Below are 19,988 nucleotides of genomic sequence, written 5' to 3'. Positions count from 1 at the left end.
ACCATCGCAGCCAGCAGCGTTGTGAAGTTGCTCGCCATGCGTTCAACCGTCGCTGCATCAAACAGATCGGCGTTGTACTTCAAGCCAGCGCGGATCCTGTCGCCCAGGTCCATCACTTCGAGCGTCAGGTCAAAAAGCCCGTCGCTGTCAGCCGACGGAAAAGTTGTCAGGTCGAGCCCACCCCAACGCACCGGCGGGGCACTCTCGTCGCCGGCCCACAGCGTCAGCAGATCCTGTCCGTGGCGGGCTTTCTGAAAGTTGTACATCACCTGAAACATCGGATGCCGGTTGGAATCGCGCGCAAGTCCCAGACGCTGCACTAGCGTCGAAAACGGAAAGTCCTGATTCTTGAGTGCGAGCATCGCGGTATTGCGTGTTGCGCGTAACACCGCGCGCACTGTTGGTTCATTGGACAGGTCAGCCCGAAGCACAACAGGATTGATGAATTGCCCCACGACGCGATCCCACTCCCCGGTGCCGCGCGCCGGCATCACCGTGCCGATGACCACCTCGTCCTGACCACTGATACGGTGCAGCAGAACCTGGAATGCGGCCAACAGGGTCGAAAACGCCGAACCCGCATTTGCCGCTGATAACTGTTTGACCTGCGCCGTGAGCGCTGGATCCAGCATAAAAATCAGCGTGCCTCCGCGATAGCCGACGCTCGGGCGCTGTGGCCGATCAACCGGAAGATCGAGCGCTGGCAGATTTTTGAGTTGGTGACGCCAGTAGTCCCACTGTTGCTCACCCTTGGCGCCCGCGAGAGCCTGCCGCTGCACTTCGATGTAGTCGAAGTACTGGACGGTCACATCGTTCGTCTGGTTCGCAGGCGCGACGCCTGCCGGCTCGCTCAACAACTCGCCGAGTTCTTCGAGCAGCAGCCAAAACGACCAGCCGTCGCAGACGATGTGGTCGAAGGCCAGGAGCAGTGCTGCCTCATCGGGGCCAGTGTCATAAATGCAGACCCGCATGTGAGGAGGAGCATGCAAATCGAAAGCCGTCCGCATGGTTTCGTCCACCGCCTTGATCAACTGCTCCGTGGTGAAGCTGCGAGCGTCGATGCGAACGATCTCGGGCACGGCATCAGGCCGGACGCGTTGCACAGGTTGCCCGTCGATCTCCGAAAACTCAGCCGTCAACATTGGGTGGCGAGCGATCAGCGTACGCAGGGCGCTGGCCAGATGCGTGCAATCAAGCGTCCCGCGCACCCGCATGCACATACCGGGGTTGTGCGCACCCTGGCTTTCGGGTGCCACACGGTAGTGAAACCAGGGACTGAGCTGCCCCGCCGACAAAGGGTGCCAGGGTTGCTTGGTGGCGTGGACCGCTTCGGCGGCAATTTCGCAGTTACTCGAAGTGTTTGTAGCCGTGCGGTCGTAAGCCATCTATCAGTTCCTTGATGTCGTGCGAGTCATTGCGTTCAATGCGCGTGCGGTTGACGATGTTGTTCAGACATGCGCTGCGATCGATCGCGGCGAAACGCGGCAGCAAGGTCGTCAGTACTCGCTGTGTAGCTAAGGTCCTCGGGATCACAAAGCGTGGTCGCGTCGAGATAGATTCTTGGTGTCCGGTAGATCGCCGCAAGTGCAACGTGGTGAGGAGGGCAGATGTACCTTTCCGGCGCGTTCTCTTGTAGCCATGCGCGCACGACCGGTGCACAGGCGGGACTCATGCGTGGAAACAGGTGGTGCTCGACGTGATGGCTGAAGTTGAAGTGAATGCCGTCCATGAGCCTCGTTGTGGTCACGCTCATCGAGTTATCGAGGGGATCGTTGGTGGTGGTCTGCGGCCGCATGATGTGATTGGTTGCGATGTAGGCCATCATGGTTGCGTTCGCAACGACCAGCGGAATGACGACCACGTACAGCGACTGCCAACCGGCGAGCACCGCAATGACGATCCAGAAGGCGAGCGAGCCGAAGGTGTCGAGCTTGGCGCGCCTGCGGTTAAGGCTCTTGAACGACCACATGTATTTCGACTGGATCCAAAGCATCACCTGGCCCTGAAAGCTGAACCAGTACCCGAGGAAGAACACGCTGCTCCAGTGACGCGATCCTGGACCAAGGCGCGCTACGAACCGGGTGGAGCGCATGCCCTGGTAGCGTTCGAGTGTTCCAAAGCAGTCCGGGTCGGCGTTGGCCATATTGGTCTTGCTGTGGTGGATCTGGTTGTGCCATACCCTCCACAGTGTTGGAGAGATGCCAACGGGCCAAAATCCGAGATAGCCAAGAAATGTCTGTAGCCTGGTAGAAGACATCATCGATCCGTGCATCGCCTCGTGCCCGAGAAAGATCATGCCGGCAAGGCACTGTCCGACCACGGTTCCCAGAAGGGTCGACCAATACCAGGCGGGCTGCGCCATGATGATGAATGTCATCAGTCCAGCGGCGGTGCCAAAGAGGGGAATGAACCACAGCGCGCGCCAGGGGCGAGCCTCGAACGTGGCGGCAGGAAGCTCCGCACGCAGGCGGCGACGCAAAGTCGCGGTAGAGAGTGCGTCATCGGACGGAACGACCGATTCAGGGTGCGCTGCCGAACTATTTGATGCTTGCATGCGAGGTACCGTGTATTGACGTCGTCTATGCGGTTAGGCGTTTGGGGTCATGTCGTACGGACGGCACGCACGTTCGCCGCAATCTGGGCAATCGTGTCGCCGTCGAACACGGTCATCGGATCGACCTCGAAGCCAACCTTCTCCGAAAGTGCGCCGCAAAGGCGCACGGCTATGAGTGAATCGAGGCCCAGTGCCATCAACGGCGTATCGTTCTGGATGCGCTCCGCGGGAACGTCAAGCATGCGGGCGAGTTCGACCTGTAACCAGGAGGTAAGTGGATCGACGGTCATTGATGGTTCCTTTTTCAAGTTGGATTCAGTGCGCTCGAAGGCGTCACCACCCGCGGCGCCATAGGTGCCATTGGCATGAGCCGACCTCCGAGGTAATCGACCCGACACTGGGTACGCCTGACCTTGCCGCTGGATGTTCGCGGCAGTGCGCCCGGTGCGAGCAGCACGACGTCGTCAACACGCAACTGGTAGCCACGCGCAATGCTGGCGCGCACAGCGGCCTCCACGACGCCCCATTCGTCTTCTCGCCGTCTCCATTCACGCTTCAATTCGAAGGCCAGGATCAATCGCTCCTGATCACCCTCGGTCAGCGTGAATGCGGCGCCGCCACCTGGCTGCAGGCCCGGATGACTTCCTTCGGCCTCGAGTTCCAGGTCATGCGGCGCGAAGTTGCGACCGCGCACGATGATCAGGTCCTTCAGGCGCCCCGTGACAAAGAGGTTGCCGTCCTTGCGATATCCCAGATCGCCGGTACGCAGGAACGGACCGGCGTTTGATTTGGCAAGTCGGGCCTTGAAGGTGTGCTCCGTCGCCGTGGGGTTTTTCCAGTAACCCTGCGCGACGGTTACTCCGCTGACCCAGATTTCGCCTTCCTGGCCCTCGGGCAGCGGCTGTCGGTTGGCGGGGTCGACGATCTCGATCGTGGTGTCGGGATCGGGAAAGCCACAACCGACCACGGGTTGGCCGCCGCTGGCTGAGGTGGCCAGTTGCGGCGCGGTCCCGAGCTTGCTGCCTGTGACGAAGAGTGTGGCTTCGGCCATGCCGTAGCACGGAAAAAATGAGCCTGCGCGAAAGCCGTAAGGCGCGAACTTGCTGGTGAAGCGTTCAATTGTCGAAGCACGAATGGGTTCAGCGCCGCAGTAGGCGATGCGCCAGCTCGACAGATCAACTCCTTCGAGGTGCTCGGGCTGGATCACCTGCGCCGCAAGGTCATACATGAAGTTGGGACCGCCGCTCGAGCAGATGCGCAACTGCGAAATCAGCTGCAACCAGCGCTGGGGCTTCTGCACGAAGTGCGCCGGGCTCATCACGTGCGCCGGAAAGCCCGCGTACACGGTTTGCACGATGCCACCAATCAGGCCCATGTCGTGATACAGCGGCAGGGCGAAGAGTGCGCGCGTTTCAGAGTCGTTGCCGCATGCCACGGTATGGTGGCGCGAGTTCGCCATCAAGTTCCCGTGACTGACCATCACCCCCTTTGGATCCCCGGTCGAACCCGACGTGTACTGCAAAAACGCCAGCGAGTCGCTGCGCAGCAGCGGCGGCCTCCAATTCGTCGCACGCGCAGCCAACGCACCGTCCTTGCTCAACTGGCGCACATCGAACCAGTGCACATCGTCATGACCCAGGCCAATCGCCGTCTGCATCACTTCGTCCGAATCGGGAATGCCCGCACGGGCCCCGGCATTTCCGGCGATGGTGCGAAGGCGCTGCGCCATCTGTTCGCGCCGCGGTGGCGCGGTGGGCACTGCGATCGCACCCGCCATCAGGCACGCAAAAAACGAGATGACGAACCAGGCGTTGGACTTGAAGACCAGCAGCACGCGTTCGCCGGTCAGGCCGTGCGCTTGCAGCAAGCTGGCGAAACCCGCCGCCTGCTCATAGAGTTCGCGATAGGTGAGGGTGAGGCCGCTCTCGCCGCCGGTCGCTCCCTCGCCGATGAAGGTGAACGCGACGTCATCCGGCTGTAACGCCGCGCGCTCAACCAGAATGTCGACGAGCGTGCGGTTACGCGTTACCCGGGCGCTCGGGCTGTTGGCGATTCGTTCTGCAGTGATGAGGTCTTGCATGCAACAGTCCTTTGAAAAGGGCCGATGCATTCGAAGTGCATCGGCCTACGGACATGTTGCGGACCCTCTGTTTTGAATGGAGCTATACGGATGGGTTGAGACCGCGAAAAGCGGAGATTACTGATCGCAAGGGACTACTTCTTCGATTAAGCGTTATCAACTATTGCTGACTATTAAGTTCTCAATTCACCCCCGCGCGATCGTCACCCCACCATCCACCACGATCGTTTCGCCCACGACGTAATCGCCTGCCCGCGAAGCCAGATAAATCGCCACGCCGGCCATGTCATCGTCGACACCAATACGACCCGCTGGAATCCGCTTGGCGACTTCATCTGCGTGGTCGCGCGCCGTGCGATTCATCTCCGAGGCAAACGCACCCGGTGCAATCCCGCTCACGACGATGTTGTCTTGCGCGAGCCGTAGCGACATCCGCTTGATCAGATGGATCAAACCGGCCTTGCTCGCGGCGTATGAGTAGGTCTCTTGCGGGTTGACCGAAACGCCGTCGATCGACGCGATGTTGATCACTTTCGCGGGCCGGTTTGCAGCGCCTTTTTTCAGCAGCCCATGCAGCGCCTGCGTGAGGAAGAACGGCGACTTCAGGTTCAGGTCCACAACCTTGTCCCAGCCGCTTTCGGGGAAGGTGTCGAACGACTCGCCCCATGCCGCGCCCGCGTTGTTCACCAGGATGTCGAGTGACGATTCCTTTTCGCCGTAGGCAGCAGCCAGCGCCTTGGCACCTGCCACGGTGGACACGTCCATCGGCAGCGAGAAGCATGGGCCGATGGCAGACAGTTCACTCGCAGTCGCATCGCAGGCTGCGGCCTTGCGCGACGAGATGTACACCTTCGCGCCTTGTGCGAGAAACCCGGCCGCGATCATGCGGCCGATGCCTCGTGAACCACCGGTGATGAGGGCCGTGCGGCCTTGCAGCGAGAAGAGTGAAGTGGGGTCGCTCATGTGGTGTCTCCGTTGTAATGGGCAAAGCGTAGCGCGGGCAACGCCTGGCTCCAATCACATGGATGACACTCCTGACAACCCCAATGGCTGTCATTGCGGGCTCGACCCGCAATCCACAACTGCCTGGATCAGGCCCGCGCCCGGCGCCTGTCCATATACGCGCGCAACTCACCGACCACGCCCTTGCGGAAGGCCAGCACGCAGATCACGAAGATCGCGCCGATGATCACCGTGACCCAGGCACCGACCTTGTCGGCCAGCAGGTTCTGCAACGCAATCACGATGCCCGCGCCAAACACAGGCCCGAACAAGGTGCCGACACCGCCCAGCAGGCTCATCAGGATCACTTCGCCCGACATCGACCAGTGCACATCGGACAGCGTGGCAAAGCCCATCACCAGCGTCTTGAGCGCACCTGCAAGCCCTGCAAGACCCGCAGACAGCACGAACGCGAGCAGCTTGTACTTGTCCACCTCATAGCCGAGCGAAACAGCGCGCGGCTCGTTCTCGCGAATCATCTTGAGCACCTGGCCGTAAGGCGAAGTGACAATGCGAGCGATGGCCATGAAACACGCCACGAAGATCACGACCACGACGTAGTACATCGTCGTGTCGCCGGTGAGGTCGATCAGGCCGAAGAGCTTGCCGCGCGGCACACCTTGCAGGCCGTCTTCACCGCCGGTGAAGGGCGCCTGCAGCGCGATGAAGTACACCATCTGCGCGAGCGCCAGCGTGATCATCGCGAAGTAGATGCCCTGGCGGCGGATGGCTACAAGGCCGAACACCAGGCCCAGGAATGCAGAGGCCACGGTGCCGCCGATGAGCGCAAGCTCGGGCGACCAGCCTTGCGACTTGATGGCCCAGCCGGTGACGTAGGCGGCGCTGCCGAAGAAGGCAGCGTGTCCGAAAGAGAGCAGTCCGGTGAAGCCCAGCATCAGGTTGAACGCGCAGGCAAAGAGGGCGAAGCACAGCAGCTTCATCACGAACACCGGGTACAGGCCCAGGAACGGTGCAATCAGCAGGATGGCGAGGATCACCGCGTAGGTGATGCGGATCAGTTTGTTGTCGTTGGTGAGGTTCATGATCAGGCTTCCTTGCCGAAGAGGCCTGCAGGGCGAATGATGAGCACGATCACCATCACCACGAACACGACGACGCTGGATGCTTCGGGGTAGAACACGCGCGTCATGCCTTCGATCACGCCGAGCCCCAGACCCGTGACCACGGAGCCGAGGATGGAACCCATGCCGCCGATCACCACCACCGCGAACACCACGATGATGAGATTGGAGCCCATGAGCGGTGTCACCTGGATGATGGGCGCGGCGAGCACGCCGGCCAGTGCGGCCAGGGCAGCGCCCGCACCGTAGGTCAGCATCACCATCAGCGGCACGTTCACGCCGAAGGCCTGCACCAGCTTTGCATTTTCGGTACCGGCGCGAAGGTAGGCGCCCAGCCGTGTGCGCTCGATCAGGAACCAGGTGCCCAGGCACACTGCCAGCGATGCGACCACCACGAATGCGCGGTAGTTCGGCAGGATCATGAAGCCCAGGTTGGTCGCACCCGAGAGCAGTTCAGGAACCGGATAGGACTGTCCCGATACGCCGTACATCTCGCGAAAGATGCCTTCGAAGATCAGCGACAGGCCGAAAGTGAGCAGCAGCCCGTACAGCGGATCAAGGCCGTACAGGTGCTTGAGAAATGTGCGCTCGATCGCAACGCCCAGGGCGCCGACGATGAGCGGAGCGAGGATCAGCGCGAACCAGAAGTTCACGCCGAACTTGTCCAGCATGATCCACGCGGCGAACGCGCCCAGCATGTACAGCGCGCCGTGCGCGAAGTTCACGATGTCCAGCAGGCCGAAGATCACAGCCAGTCCGAGGCTGAGCATGGCGTAGAACGCGCCATTGACCAGCCCCAGCATGAGCTGGCCCAGGAATGCCTGGTGGGGGATGCCGAAAATTTCCAAGGGATTGCCTCTAGTGAGCGATACGGAGCTTCTTGCCCCCTCTCCCGCTTGCGGGAGAGGGCTGGGGTGAGGGTCTGCTTACTTCTTCAGCAGCGAGCACTTGGACTCGGCAACCGTCGTGAAGGCCTGGTCACCAGGAACCTTGGCCACGAGCTTGTAGTAGTCCCACGGCGTCGTCGATTCCTTCTGGCCCTTGACCTGGAACAGGTACATGTCATGGATCATGCGGCCGTCAGCGCGGATCTTGCCCTTGCTGTAGAAGTCGTTGGCGCCCGTCTTCTTCATCTCGGCCATCACCTTGTCGGCGTCGGTCGAGCCCACGGTCTTGACTGCGTTGAGCCAGGTCAGGGTGGCCGAGTAGTCGGCAGCCTGCAGGCTGGACGGCATGCGCTTGTACTTGTCAAAGAAGCGCTTGGCGAACTTGCGCGATGCGTCGTCCTGGTTCCAGTACCAGCTGTCGGCCAGTTGCAGGCCTTCGGTGTTGGACAGGCCCAGGCTGTGCACGTCGTTGATGAACACCAGCAGGCCGGCGACCTTCATCGTCTTGGTGATGCCGAATTCCTTGGCAGCCTTCATCGCGTTGGTGAAGTCACCGCCGGCGTTGGCCAGGCCCAGGATCTGGGCCTTGGAGCCTTGAGCCTGCAGCAGGAACGAAGAGAAGTCAGATGCGTTCAGCGGGTGACGCACAGCGCCGACCACGGTGCCGCCGTTGGCCTTGACCACGGTGGAAGCATCGCCTTCGAGCGAGTGACCGAACGCGTAGTCAGCCGTCAGGAAGTACCAGTTCTTGTTGCCGGCCTTCACCAGCGCGTTGCCTGCAACCTTGGCCAGGGCCACGGTGTCGTAAGCGTAGTGCACGGTGTAGGGCGAGCAGTCTTCGTTGGTCAGGCGTGCCGAGCCGGCGCCGATCACCATGAAGGGACGCTTCTTCTCGGAAGCAACCTTGGACATGGCCAGGGCCGTGCCGGAGCTGGTGCCGCCCACGAGCATGGCGAGGTTTTCCTTGTCCATCCACTCGCGCGCCTTGGAGCTGGCGACGTCGGCCTTGTTCTGGTGGTCAGCCGACAGCACTTCGACCGGACGGCCCAGCACCTTGCCGCCGAAGTCCTGGATCGCCCACTTGACCATCTCGGCGCCTGCGGGTCCGTCGATGTCGGCATAGAGGCTCGACATGTCGGTGATCATGCCGATCTTGATCGGACCGGTGTTGCTCTGTGCAACGGCGCTGAAGGTGCCGAAGCCGACAGCCAGCGCGGCGACGATTGTCTTGAGTTTCATGAATAGTCTCCTGGGTAAAACGTGTGACACAAAAGGAAGAGAGGCGCGCCAAAACGGCCCTCGAAACAGGTTTCAGATGCCAAGGAACTCCTGCAGCATCTTCATGTTGTCTTGCAGTTCGTGCTTTTCGAACTGCTTGACGATCGCGCCGTGTTCCATCACATAGAAGCGGTCGGCCAGCGGCGCGGCAAAGCGGAAGTTCTGCTCGACCAGCACGATGGTGTAGCCCTTGGCCTTGAGCGTGCGGATCATGTCGGCCAGCTTTTGGACGATGACCGGCGCAAGCCCTTCCGAGATTTCATCGAGCAGCAAGAGGTGCGCGCCGGTGCGCAGGATGCGCGCGACCGCCAGCATCTGCTGCTCGCCACCCGACAGGCGCGTGCCGGGGCTGTTCGCGCGCTCTTTCAGGTTGGGGAACATGCCGTAGATTTCGTCGATCGACATGCCGCCGGCCTTGATGACGGGCGGCAGCATCAGGTTTTCTTCGGCCGAGAGGCTCGCAAAGATGCCGCGCTCTTCGGGGCAGTAGCCCACGCCCAGGCGCGCAACCTTGTGCGGTGCCAGCTTGATGGCTTCGACGCCGCCAATGCGGATCGAGCCCTTGCGCGCGCCGGTCAGGCCGACGATGGCGCGCATGGTGGTGGTGCGGCCAGCGCCGTTGCGCCCGAGCAGGCAAACCACTTCGCCTTCGTTCACCGTGAGATCGACGCCGTGCAGGATGTGCGACTCGCCGTACCAGGCGTGCAGGCCTTCGATCTTGAGGATTTCCTGGGTCATGATCAGTGGGCTCCTTGCAGGGCGGTGTCAGCCGTGCCCATGTAGGCCTCGATCACGAGGGGGTTGGCGGACACTTCCGCGTACGGGCCGTCGGCAATGATTGCGCCTCGTTGCAAAACGGTGATGCGATCGGCAATGCTGGCGACCACATTCATGTTGTGCTCGACCATGAGGATGGTGCGGCCTGCTGAGACCTTCTTGATGAGTTCGGTGACACGATGCACGTCTTCGTGACCCATGCCTTGTGTCGGCTCGTCCAGCAGCATCAGGTCGGGCTCCAGCGCCATCGTGGTGGCCAGTTCGAGCGCGCGCTTGCGGCCATAGGGAAGATTGACCGTCAGCTCATCCGCAAAATCCTGCAGGTCGACAGAGGCGAGCAACTGCTGCGCGCGCTCATGCAGATGGAAGAGGGATTTTTCGGGGCGCCAGAAATGAAACGACGTGCCCATGTTGCGTTGGAGCGCGGCGCGCACGTTCTCCAGCACGGTCATGTGCGGGAACACCGCAGAGATCTGGAACGAGCGGACGATGCCGCGGCGTGCCGTCTGTGCGGGCTTCTCGTGCGTGATGTCCACGCCCTGGTAGGTGATCGTGCCGCGCGTGGGCGGCAGGAACTTGGTCAGCAGGTTGAAGAACGTCGTCTTGCCTGCGCCATTGGGGCCAATGAGCGCATGAATGTGGCCGCGGCGCACCTTCAGGTCGACGTTGTTGACCGCCACGAAGCCCTTGAACTCCTTGGTCAGACCCTTCGTCTCTAGAATGAACTCACCCGACAAATCGCGCTCCTGATTGCATCTTTCCGGTACATCCCGGAGAAGATGCCGAATGCTAGGGACGCGTGCTGCAGTGCGGTAGGGGGTAAGACCTTAAGTAGTTTTGCGTGACTCGCCGATGCTGTCAGTGATCTGACGAATTCACATGTTGCGCCTGTACTGGCCGCCGACTTCAAATAGCGCGTTGGTGATCTGCCCCAGCGAGCAGACGCGCACCGCATCCATCAGCACTTCGAACACATTGCGGTTGTCGATCACCGCTTGCTGCAGGCGCTTGAGCATCGCGGGTGCCACTGCGGCGTTGCGCTGGTGGAAGTCGTGCAGGCGCGTGAGCTGGCTCTGCTTTTCTTCATCGGTCGAGCGCGCGAGTTCGAGCTTGTCCTGCACCTTGTCGCCGTGCGGGTTGCGGAAGGTGTTGACGCCCACGATGGGCAGCTCGCCGGTGTGCTTGAGCATTTCGTAGTGCATCGACTCATCCTGGATGCGGCCGCGCTGGTAGCCGGTCTCCATCGCGCCGAGCACGCCGCCGCGCTCGGCGATGCGCTCGAATTCGGACAGCACCGCTTCTTCGAGCAGCTCGGTGAGCTCCTCGATGATGAAAGAGCCCTGGCTCGGATTCTCGTTTTTGGCCAGGCCCCACTCGCGGTTGATGATGAGCTGGATGGCCATCGCGCGGCGCACGCTCTCTTCGGTCGGCGTGGTGATGGCTTCGTCAAATGCGTTGGTGTGCAGCGAATTGCAGTTGTCGTAGATCGCGATCAGCGCCTGCAGCGTGGTGCGGATGTCGTTGAACTGGATCTCCTGCGCGTGCAGGCTGCGGCCCGAGGTCTGGATGTGGTACTTGAGCTTTTGCGAGCGCTCGTTCGCGCCGTATTTTTCTTTCATCGCCACGGCCCAGATGCGACGCGCGACGCGGCCCATCACGGTGTACTCGGGGTCCATGCCGTTGGAGAAGAAGAAGGAAAGGTTGGGCGCAAAGTCGTCGATGTGCATCCCGCGCGCGAGGTAAGCCTCCACGAAAGTGAAGCCATTGGACAGCGTGAATGCAAGCTGCGAGATCGGATTCGCGCCGGCTTCGGCGATGTGATAGCCCGAGATCGACACCGAGTAGAAATTGCGCACGTTGTGGTGCACGAAATACTCTGCGATGTCGCCCATGACCTTGAGCGAGAACTCGGTGGAGAAGATGCAGGTGTTCTGGCCCTGGTCTTCTTTCAGGATGTCGGCCTGCACCGTGCCGCGCACATTGGCCAGCACCCATTCGCGGATCTTTGCGGCTTCTGTGTCGGTGGGTTCGCGGCCGTTGTCGGCCTTGAACTTTTCCAGGTTCTGGTCGATGGCGGTGTTCATGAACATCGCCAGGATCGAAGGGGCAGGGCCGTTGATGGTCATCGAGACCGACGTGCTCGGGTTGCACAGGTCGAACCCCGAGTACAGCACCTTCATGTCTTCCAGCGTTGCAATCGACACGCCGGAGTTGCCGACCTTGCCATAGATGTCGGGACGCGGATCGGGGTCGTTGCCGTACAGCGTGACCGAATCGAACGCGGTGGACAGGCGCTTGGCGGGCATGCCCGAGCTCAAAAGCTTGAAGCGCGTGTTGGTGCGAAACGCATCGCCTTCACCGGCGAACATGCGCGTCGGGTCTTCGCCTTCGCGCTTGAATGCGAAGGTGCCGGCGGTGTAGGGATAGCTGCCCGGCACGTTGTCGAGCATCAGCCATTTGAGGACTTCGCCGTGGTCTTCGTAGGTGGGCAAGGCCACCTTGCGGATCACGGTGCCTGAAAGCGATTTGGTGGTGAGGGCGGTGCGCAGTTCCTTGTCGCGGATCTTCACGACGTATTCGTCGCCCGCATAGGCCTTTTGCATGTCGGGCCACTGCTTGAGCAGCTGCAAGGCATCGCGGTCCATCAGCGACAGGCGCTTGCCTGCGAGGTCGAGCGTGGCTTCTGCGGCCGGCGCGCGCTCTGGCTTGTCGACCTTGAGCATGCGCGCTGCTTCCTTGAGTTGCTGCACTTCGCGCGCGAGCCGGGCCTGCTCGCGCGAACGCTTCTTGTAGGCGCGAACGGTGTCGCTGATTTCAGCGAGGTAGCGGGTGCGGGCGGCTGGGACCACAGGCGTCTGGTTGGTGCTGTGGCGGACATCGACCCGAGGCAATGTTCCATCGGTGAGCTTGAGGCCGAGTTCAGCCAGACGCGGCTTGAGTGCCTGATACAGCGCAGTGACACCGTCGTCGTTGAAGCGTGCGGCCATGGTGCCGAACACGGGCATCTCGTCGGGGCGCTTGCCCCAGGCCTCCTTGTTGCGCTGCACCTGCTTGGCGACATCGCGCAGCGCATCGGCAGCGCCCTTGCGGTCGAACTTGTTGATCGCCACGAACTCGGCAAAGTCGAGCATGTCGATTTTTTCGAGCTGGCTGGCGGCACCGAATTCGGGCGTCATCACATACATCGGCACATCGACCAGCGGCACGATGGCCGCGTCGCCCTGGCCGATGCCAGAGGTTTCGACGATGACGAGGTCAAAGCCTGCGGCTTTGCAGGCCGAGACGACGTCGGGGAGGGCAGCCGAGATTTCGCTGCCGAAGTCGCGGGTTGCCAGCGAGCGCATGAAGACACGCTGTTCACTCCCTTCACCGCTGGGGGAAGGAGAGATTGCCGTGCGCCACGGGCTGATCGCATTCATGCGGATGCGGTCGCCGAGCAAGGCGCCACCGCTCTTCCTGCGCGACGGATCGATGGAGATCACCGCGATGCGCAGCGCGTCATCCTGATCCAGTCGAAGGCGGCGAATCAACTCGTCGGTGAGCGACGACTTGCCCGCGCCGCCGGTGCCGGTGATGCCGATGACCGGGATATTTTTCTTGCCGGCTTCCTGCTGCACCGCCTGCACCAGGGCGGGGTCGGCCTTGCCGCTTTCCAGCGCGGTGATGAGTTGCGCCAGCGCGCGCCAGTTCATCTCGCCGTGACCCTGTATGCCTTCGACACTCTTTGGCGCGTAGCCGGTGATGTCCTTGTCGCAGCGCATCACCATCTCGCCGATCATGCCGGCCAGGCCCATGCGCTGGCCGTCTTCGGGGCTGTAGATGCGCGTAACGCCGTAGTCGTGCAGTTCGCGGATTTCAGGTGGCACGATCACGCCGCCGCCGCCGCCGAACACCTGGATGTGCTCACCGCCGCGCTGCCTGAGCAGGTCGACCATGTACTTGAAATATTCGACGTGACCGCCCTGGTAAGAGCTGATCGCGATGCCCTGCACGTCTTCCTGCAGGGCGGCAGTGACGACCTCATCGACGCTGCGGTTGTGGCCCAGGTGGATCACCTCGGCGCCCATGCCCTGCAGGATGCGCCGCATGATGTTGATGGCCGCGTCGTGGCCGTCGAACAGGCTTGCGGCAGTGACGAAACGCACCTTGTGGGTCGGGCGGTAGTTGGCAAGCGCCTTGAATTCGGCGGACAGGTCGGTCATGGGCAGTGTCTCCAGCAGGCCGCCAGCTTAGTTGACGTTTACGTAAACGTCAACTAAGAGCCATGCGACTGCAGCTCACACCACGCGGGTGTTCACCAGCGCAGGGTCCAGCGGCGGGTACTGGAGTTTGAGCGCTTTCAGCGCGTCGCGCACGACCGTGGCGATCATCAGATTTCGATGGGTCTTGGAGTCGGCGGGCACCACGATCCACGGCGCATGAGGCGTGCTGGTCGCGCCCAGCAAACCTTCGTAAGCCTTTTGGTACTCGGCCCACTGCTTGCGCACTTCCAGGTCGCGCGGCATGAATTTCCAGCCCTTGGCCGGATCGTCGATCCGCTCCTGTAAACGCTCGCGCTGCTCATCCGGGCTGATGTGCAGCATGAACTTCAGCAGCACCGTGCCGGTTTCGGCCAGCAAGCGTTCGAAGTCGTTGATCTGCGAGTAGCGCTGCTGCACGGCGGACTTGGTGAGCTGCCCATCGACCAGCGGCACCAGCACGTCTTCGTAGTGGCTGCGATTGAAGATCATCAGCTCGCCCGCGCCGGGCATCTTCTGGTGGATGCGCCACAGGAAGTCATGCGCTCGCTCTTCGGCCGTCGGTGCCTTCCAGCTCATGGTGTGGGCCCCCAGCGGGCTCACCTTGCCAAACACACCGCGAACCGTGCCGTCCTTGCCCGAGGCATCCATGCCCTGCAGGACCACCAGCACCTTGAAGCGCCTGTCGGCGAACAGCATGTCCTGCAGCTGGTCGATTTCGGTGGCGAGGGTATCGACGGCCGCCTTGTCCCTGTCCTTGTCACCATCCGAGAACGGCCTGGCGCCGGGGTCGCACTTTGCAAGCGACCACGGCTTGCCTGAAGTGCGCTCCACGCGCCAGCCGGACAGCGGGTCTTTCGGGGTTGCTGGCATCAGCGGCTATACAGCACTTGAGGCAGCCACAGGCCGATCTCGGGGAACACATAGAGCAGCACGATCGCAATGATCTGGATTCCCATGAACGGCAGCATCCCCAGGAAAATCTGGTTGAGCGACACATGCGGCGGACTCACTCCTTTCAGATAGAAGGCCGCCATTGCGACAGGCGGGCTCAGGAATGCAGTCTGCAGGTTCAGTGCCACCAGCAGCCCGAAGAAAAGCGGGTCGACGCCGAAGTTGTCGAGCAGTGGAATGAAGATCGGCATGAAGATCACGATGATCTCGGTCCACTCCAGCGGCCAGCCCAGCACGAAGATGATGACTTGCGAAAGGATCAGGAACTGGGTCTTGCTCAGGTTCATCGAGAGCACCCAGCGCTCCACCAGCTCCTGGCCGCCCAGCAGCGCGAAGGCGGCCGAGAAGATGGCCGATCCCACAAAGAGCCAGCACACCATCGCAGAGGTCTTGGCCGTGAGGAACACGCTCTCCTTGACCACTGTGAAGGTCAGCTGCCGATACGCGATTGCCAGCAGGAAACCACCCAATGCGCCGACAGCTGCGGCTTCCGTCGGTGTTGCCAGGCCCATCACGATCGAGCCCAGCACCGCCATGATCAGCACGAGCAACGGGAAGAAGCTTGTGAGCAGCATCTTGAAGACTTCGAGCCGCGTGAAGCTCAGCAGTGCATAGAACACCGCCAGCGCACCGGCGGCGATGCCCAGGCTCAGCCAGTAGGACGTAGGCGCCGGTACTTTGGTGATCGGCTCTGCTGCAGCTGGCACGGACGCCGCAGCGGGGGATGGGGTGGCTGCCGCAGCAGGGATCGAAGCCGCAGCCGCAGGAGGTTCCTGCACGCCGCCAGCAGCGGGTGGCTCCGCGAGCCCGCCTGCGCTGGGTGTCGGGCTTGGGCTCGAAGCTTCAGCGGGGGGCTCCTTCAATCCGCCGTCGGCGGGCGGCTCTGCCAGCCCGCCGGAAGATGGAGGCTCTGCCAGCCCACCCGAGGATGGAGGCTCTGCCAGCCCACCTTCTCGAGGCGGCGAGGCGGCCTCGCCGATACGCGTCATCGTCGAGACCTCCTCGACGACCGGGGTCGTCACGGACTTGTAGCTCCACAGCGCAACGATCACGAAGAGTACCGCCGGCAGCATCACGATCGCGAGTTGCCTGAGCACGTACGAGGTCGGGACGTCCGCATTGCGGCTGCCCTTGAGCGCACCCAGCAGCACAGGCAGCGCGCGCGAAGCATGCGACGGTGCGATCTTCTCGCTCATGGGTGGCAAGGGCACGAAGCGGTCGGCCAGTGACAGCGGAGGTGCCATCGACGGCTTGATCTTCGCAATGATGATCACGTACAGGATGTACAGCCCCGCCAGCATCAGTCCCGGAAAGAACGCGCCCGCGTAAAGCTGGACCACTGAAACGCCCGCCGTGGCACCGTAAACGATCAGAAGGACCGAGGGCGGTATCAGGATTCCAAGGCATCCGCCAGCGGTGATGACACCAGCCGACAACTGGACGCTATAGCCGGACTTCAGCATGGTGGGCAGTGCCAGCAGCCCCATGAGTGTCACCACGGCCCCGACGATTCCGGTTGCGGTGGCAAAGACGGCGCAGGTCACCAGCGTTGCGACTGCGAGCGCACCGGGCAGCCTGACCAGCGCCAGGTGCAGGCTGCGAAACAGCTTCTCGATCAGGTTGGCACGCTCGACCAGATAGCCCATGAAAACGAACAGCGGGATCGAGATGAGCACATCGTTGCTCATGGTCTTGAACGCCGCCTGCACCATCAGGTTGAGCGTGTTGGTCATGTTGCCGTCGTAGGCGGCGAGCGTGAAGATCATTCCCATGCCCATCAGCGTGAACGCCGTGGGGAAGCCCAGCATGATGGCCACCACGACCAGCGACAGCATCAGCAGGCCGATGTGGCCGCTTTCGATTTTCGGCACGCTTACCAGCATGTAGAGCGCTGCCAGGATGATGATTCCCATCAGCGTGAAGCCGAACCAGAGTTCCTTGCGCACTTTCATGACTTGGCGCCCTCCGTGTGTACGTACTTGTCGAGTGCGGCGATGTCCTCGTCCTTGACGTGGACCATGGCCTTGAGCTTTTCAACGTCAACTTCTTCGACGTCCTGCTCCCGGGAAGGCCAGTAGCCCTGACGGATGCAGATGATGCAGCGCGCGATTTCGACGAAACCCTGCAAAAGCAGGACCGCGCCAGCAAACGGAATGAAGAATTTGAAGGGGTACACCGGAATCGGGTCCGCGTTGAAGGTTTGCTCACGGATGGCCAGGGCATCGGTGAAATAGTTCCAGCCCGCCCAGGTCAGCGCAAATACGCCTGGCAGGAAGAACACGAAATAGAGGATGAGGTCGAGCGTCGCCTGCGTGCGGGGCCTGAAAAAGCCGTAGAGCACGTCGCCGCGCACATGGCCGTTCTTTGCAAGCGTGTAGGCACCCGCCATCATGAACAGGACGCCGTACATCATGATCTGCGCGTCGAGCATCCAGCCGTGCGGTTTACCCAGCACGTAGCGGGAAAAGACTTCCCACGAAATCGCCACGGTGAGCAAGACGATGGACCATGCGAAGAGCTGGCCGATCCAGGTGGAGAAACGGTCCACGCCGAGAAGGATTTTTTGCATTTTTTGTCAGACGTCGAAATTGGCGAGCGGACCGCGCGGAGCACGCGAAAAAAAGGCGGCTGGGCCTCGTGAGCCAGCCGCCCTTGTCTGGCTGCTTGCTCAGGACTTCTTGGCGCCCTTGCCGAAATAGCGGTCGTAGGCCATGCGGAAATTGGTGTTGTAGTCGTTGTCCCAGGCCACGGCGCGCTCGGCAAATGCCTTCTGCGAATCGAGCACCTTCTTGAACAGCGGGTTCTCGCCGCCCTTCTTGCCGATGACCTTGTCCCACGCATCCAGCTGTGCCTTCAGGATGGCGTCAGGCGTCTTGTAGAAGTTGACCTTGTCCTTGTTCTTGAGCTCGATGTAGTCCTTCGAGTTGCGATCGATCATCTTCCAGCTCATGTCGGCACTGGCGGCCTGCACGCCGTACGTGATGATCGACTTGAGCTCGGGAGCGAGCGCGTTGTACTTGGTCTTGTTGAACAGGATTTCGAACTGCTCGCCGGACTGGTGGAAGCTTTGCAGCATGCAGTTCTTGGCGACGTCGGGGAAGCCGAGCACGCGATCGGACGACGCGTTGTTGAACTCGGCCGCGTCGATGAGGCCGCGATCCAGTGCCGGCACGATTTCGCCGCCCGGCAGCGGGTTGACCGCAACGCCCAGTTCGTTGAACACGTCGACGGCAAGGCCCACCGTGCGGAACTTCAGGCCCTTGAGCTGCGCGACATTGGAGACGGGCTTCTTGAACCAGCCCAGGGGCTGGACCTGCATCGGGCCGTACAGGAACGACACGACATCCATGTTGATGCCCTTGTAGATTTCCTCCAGCAGAGCCTTGCCGCCGCCGTATTCGTGCCAGGACAGCACCATGTTGGCGTTCATGCCGAAGGCAGGTCCTGAACCCCAGAGAGCGAGCGCCGAATTCTTGCCGTAGTGGTAGGCCACCACGCCATGGCCGCCGTCGAGCGTGCCTTTGTTGACGGCCTCCAGCAACTGGAACGCCGGCACCACGGCACCGGCTGGCAGCACTTCAATCTTCAGGCGGTTGCCCGCCATGTCGTTCACCTTCTTGGCGAAGTCGTTGGCGTATTCATGGAAGATGTCCTTGGCAGGCCATGTGCTCTGGAAGCGCAGGGACGTGGTCTGCGCAACCGAGACCATGGGGACGGACATCGCGCCGGCGGCGACAGCGGCTCCTTTGAGCAGGCTGCGGCGGCGGGGAGTTTTTGCATCGGTCATCGGTTTTGTCTCCTGTAGTTGATGTGAAATCGTTAGCAAGCTATCTTTGGTCCGCATGGCCGGGATGTGAAACAGGGTTTTCACCAAGCGTTAGCTGGATGTCAGCTATCGGCTTACCCGGATTGGTGCACGCCAGGGCAAAAGTCATGCACCCAAACGTGAAGGTATAAAGGCATCGTGAAACCTCTACAACTGTTCGACCCCGCCTCCAGCACGTACACGTACGTTCTCTTTGACCCCGCAACGCGCGAGGCACTGATCATCGACCCGGTCGATGACCAGCTCGCGCGTGACCTGGCGGTGTTGCAGGAACACAAGCTCAAGCTCATCTGGAGCGTCGAGACGCACGCGCACGCCGACCACATCACCAGCGCCGGCCAGCTGGCCGAGCACGCGGGCGCGCGGACGGCGGCGCCTGAGGGATGCGGCATCGGGACTGCTGCTGTGCAGTTGCGCCACGGCGACACGCTCGCATTTGGCGGTGAAGAGATCAGGGCCTTGCACACGCCGGGGCATACGGCGGGCAGCATGTGTTTTGTGTGGCGCGACCATGTCTTTACCGGTGACACACTGCTCATCAATGGATGCGGCCGGACGGATTTCCAGTCCGGCAGTGCAGCGGCGCTGTATCGCAGCATCACAGAAGTGCTGTTCGCGCTCCCTGACGAAACCACCGTGTGGCCTGCGCACGACTATCAGGGTCGAACGCATTCCACAATCGGCGCGGAGCGGGCCTCCAACGCGCGTGTCGCCGGAAAGACGCTGGCAGAATTCAAGGCGATCATGGATGAACTCAACCTGCCCAGGCCTCGTCGCATCGACGAGGCTGTACCCGCCAACCAGGTCTCGGGACTGCGCCACGACGCAGGCGGGCCCGGCATGCCGTCAATCTCGCTCGAACCTCGCCCTGCGCAAGGCTACGCCGGTGATGTGACCCCGCAGCTGGCTCACGATTGGTGGAAGGCTGGCGATGCGGTGCTCGTCGATGTGCGCACTGACGCAGAGCGCGAATGGGTGGGCTTCGTGCCCAATGCCGTGCCCCTGGCGTGGAAGCAATGGCCGGGCATGGCGATGAACCCGTCGTTCGATGACGGCATCAAGGCTGCGGTGCCGCCCGGCAAGAAGGCTGTGCTGCTGTGCCGCAGTGGCGTGCGGTCGATCGCTGCGGCGCGGCGCGCAACCGAGCTGGGTATCGAGGCCTACAACATCCTCGAAGGCTTCGAGGGCGACCCCGATGAGAGCGGGCAACGCGGCAAGCGCGGCGGCTGGCGGCTTCGTGGCCTGCCGTGGCGTCAGGGCTGAGCTCTTTTTCCTTGCACATTTCAAATACTTCCCTTTTCCAGAGCGAG

General features: G+C 61.9%; 16 protein-coding genes and 1 pseudogene. 2 read left to right on the top strand and 15 right to left on the bottom strand.

Annotation, left to right across the window (positions count from 1 at the left end):
- The 15 genes from AQ12_RS17730 to AQ12_RS17660 all read right to left on the bottom strand — a co-directional run.
- On the bottom strand, nt 1-1,385 hold a 1,385-nt coding region (locus AQ12_RS17730; protein WP_048441271.1), incomplete at its 3' end, for a condensation domain-containing protein.
- Between the two features lie 35 nt (nt 1,386-1,420).
- Nucleotides 1,421-2,554, bottom strand: coding sequence for a fatty acid desaturase (locus AQ12_RS17725; protein WP_082151668.1), 1,134 nt, complete (start codon nt 2,552-2,554; stop codon nt 1,421-1,423).
- Between the two features lie 47 nt (nt 2,555-2,601).
- Nucleotides 2,602-2,844, bottom strand: a complete 243-nt coding sequence (locus AQ12_RS17720) for an acyl carrier protein (protein ID WP_048441270.1) — start codon at nt 2,842-2,844, stop codon at nt 2,602-2,604.
- Between the two features lie 14 nt (nt 2,845-2,858).
- Nucleotides 2,859-4,634, bottom strand: coding sequence for a fatty acyl-AMP ligase (locus AQ12_RS17715; protein ID WP_053076784.1), 1,776 nt, complete (start codon nt 4,632-4,634; stop codon nt 2,859-2,861).
- Between the two features lie 186 nt (nt 4,635-4,820).
- A complete protein-coding gene (locus AQ12_RS17710; protein WP_048441269.1) occupies nt 4,821-5,597 on the bottom strand; it encodes an SDR family oxidoreductase in 777 nt (258 codons plus the stop codon).
- 128 nt (nt 5,598-5,725) lie between these two features.
- Nucleotides 5,726-6,679 carry a branched-chain amino acid ABC transporter permease gene (locus AQ12_RS17705; protein ID WP_048441268.1) on the bottom strand — a complete coding sequence of 318 codons (954 nt, stop codon included), beginning with the start codon at nt 6,677-6,679 and terminating at the stop codon, nt 5,726-5,728.
- Between the two features lie 2 nt (nt 6,680-6,681).
- Complete coding sequence (locus AQ12_RS17700) at nt 6,682-7,566, bottom strand: branched-chain amino acid ABC transporter permease (RefSeq protein WP_048441267.1); 885 nt, start codon at nt 7,564-7,566, stop codon at nt 6,682-6,684.
- A gap of 78 nt (nt 7,567-7,644) precedes the next feature.
- Nucleotides 7,645-8,844, bottom strand: a complete 1,200-nt coding sequence (locus tag AQ12_RS17695; protein WP_048441266.1) for an ABC transporter substrate-binding protein — start codon at nt 8,842-8,844, stop codon at nt 7,645-7,647.
- A gap of 72 nt (nt 8,845-8,916) precedes the next feature.
- Nucleotides 8,917-9,621: an ABC transporter ATP-binding protein gene (locus tag AQ12_RS17690; protein ID WP_048441265.1), complete on the bottom strand. Its 705-nt coding sequence runs from the start codon at nt 9,619-9,621 to the stop codon at nt 8,917-8,919.
- A 2-nt stretch (nt 9,622-9,623) separates the two neighbouring features.
- Complete coding sequence (locus tag AQ12_RS17685; protein ID WP_048441264.1) at nt 9,624-10,397, bottom strand: ABC transporter ATP-binding protein; 774 nt, start codon at nt 10,395-10,397, stop codon at nt 9,624-9,626.
- Nucleotides 10,398-10,535: 138 nt separating this feature from the next.
- Nucleotides 10,536-13,862, bottom strand: a complete 3,327-nt coding sequence (icmF, locus tag AQ12_RS17680; RefSeq protein ID WP_048441263.1) for a fused isobutyryl-CoA mutase/GTPase IcmF — start codon at nt 13,860-13,862, stop codon at nt 10,536-10,538.
- A 75-nt stretch (nt 13,863-13,937) separates the two neighbouring features.
- Nucleotides 13,938-14,771: a phosphate--nucleotide phosphotransferase gene (locus AQ12_RS17675; RefSeq protein WP_048441262.1), complete on the bottom strand. Its 834-nt coding sequence runs from the start codon at nt 14,769-14,771 to the stop codon at nt 13,938-13,940.
- Entirely contained in the window at nt 14,771-16,804 is a 2,034-nt protein-coding gene (locus AQ12_RS17670) for a TRAP transporter large permease subunit (protein WP_048441261.1), read from the bottom strand. Before AQ12_RS17670 ends, AQ12_RS17675 begins: the two co-directional genes overlap by 1 nt.
- Nucleotides 16,801-17,421, bottom strand: coding sequence for a TRAP transporter small permease subunit (locus tag AQ12_RS17665; RefSeq protein ID WP_048441260.1), 621 nt, complete (start codon nt 17,419-17,421; stop codon nt 16,801-16,803). Before AQ12_RS17665 ends, AQ12_RS17670 begins: the two co-directional genes overlap by 4 nt.
- A gap of 99 nt (nt 17,422-17,520) precedes the next feature.
- Entirely contained in the window at nt 17,521-18,639 is a 1,119-nt protein-coding gene (locus tag AQ12_RS17660) for a TRAP transporter substrate-binding protein (protein ID WP_048441259.1), read from the bottom strand.
- Between the two features lie 177 nt (nt 18,640-18,816).
- Between AQ12_RS17660 and AQ12_RS23565 the strand changes: the two are divergent.
- Together AQ12_RS23565 and AQ12_RS23560 are read left to right on the top strand one after the other, a co-directional pair.
- Nucleotides 18,817-19,317, top strand: a pseudogene (locus AQ12_RS23565) (MBL fold metallo-hydrolase); the annotation flags it as partial.
- Between the two features lie 201 nt (nt 19,318-19,518).
- The gene (locus AQ12_RS23560; protein ID WP_369799035.1) at nt 19,519-19,941 is read left to right on the top strand and encodes a rhodanese-like domain-containing protein; all 423 of its coding nucleotides are present in this window, start codon (nt 19,519-19,521) and stop codon (nt 19,939-19,941) included.
- The last annotated feature ends 47 nt before the right edge of the window (nt 19,942-19,988 follow it).

The organism is Caenimonas sp. SL110 (genome assembly GCF_001044395.1).
Taxonomy (GTDB): Bacteria; Pseudomonadota; Gammaproteobacteria; order Burkholderiales; family Burkholderiaceae_C; genus Ramlibacter.
The sequence above is the reverse complement of the archived record's forward strand: the minus strand, read 5'-3'. Positions and strand labels throughout refer to the sequence as shown.